The sequence below is a fragment of the Vagococcus fluvialis genome (genome assembly GCF_003337315.1).
GTDB lineage: Bacteria > Bacillota > Bacilli > Lactobacillales > Vagococcaceae > Vagococcus > Vagococcus fluvialis.
The window spans coordinates 1-1054 of record NZ_QPJV01000029.1 but is presented as its reverse complement, the minus strand read 5'-3'; the positions used below and the strand labels follow the sequence as shown (position 1 = coordinate 1054).

General features: G+C 32.4%; 1 protein-coding gene. It reads left to right on the top strand.

The window, feature by feature from the left end:
* Positions 1-13: 13 nt before the first annotated feature.
* On the top strand, positions 14-1054 hold a 1041-nt coding region (locus DFR54_RS13100), incomplete at its 3' end, for an IS256 family transposase (RefSeq protein ID WP_114290585.1).

Sequence of the window (1054 nt, the reverse complement as noted above, 5' to 3'; positions counted from 1 at the left end):
GGAGGACTTTCTCATGACTAATTTTACTACAGAAATTATGGAAACACTAATCAATAAAGGTGATTTAGATGACTTATTCTGTCGTCATCTAGAATTAGCTATCAATACACTGCTACAAGCTGAATTAACGGCTTTTCTTGATTATGAGAAATATGATCGCACTGGTTTTAATTCAGGTAATTCCCGAAATGGGAATTATTCTCGTTCATTTAAAATAGAGTATGGAGAATTAAATTTGGCAATTCCTAGAGATAGAAATGGAGAGTTTTCTCAACAAACGTTGCCTGCTTATAAAAGAAGTAACGACTCTTTAGAAACCACCATTATCCAATTATTTCAAAAAGGAATCACTATGTCTGAAATCTCTGAGTTGATTGAAAAAATGTATGGTCATTACTATACACCACAAACCATTTCCAATATCACTCAAATAGTATCTGAAGATGTTGTTGCTTTTAAAGAAAGGTCCTTAGAATCCCAATACTCAATCATTTTTATGGATGCTACTCACATTCCTTTAAAAAGACAAACTGTCTCAAAAGAAGCTGTATATATTGTCATAGGTATCCGACTAGATGGGACCAAAGAGGTTCTTGGGTTTAGTATTGCTCCAACTGAGTCTTCGTATGTTTGGAAAGAAATACTTCAAGACCTAAAAGACCGTGGTTTAGAAGAGGTTTTATTAGTCGTAACTGATGGTTTAAGCGGCATTGACGATAGTATCCATAGTATTTATCCAAATGCTCAATTTCAACAATGTTGTGTCCATATCTCTAGAAATATTGCTCATAAGGTTCGTGTTAGTGATCGACAAGAAGTCTGTAATGATTTTAAATTGGTTTATCAAGCAGCTTCAAAAGAAGAAGCTATGAATCAAATAAGTTTTATGATAGATAAATGGAAAAAGCAGTATCCACGAGTAGTTAAATTACTCATGAATCCTGCTATATTAACCTTTTATAATTTTCCTCCATCAATCAGAAGAACCATTTATTCAACTAACTTGATTGAAGGTTTTAACAAACAATTAAAGAAATATACAAAAAGAAAAGAA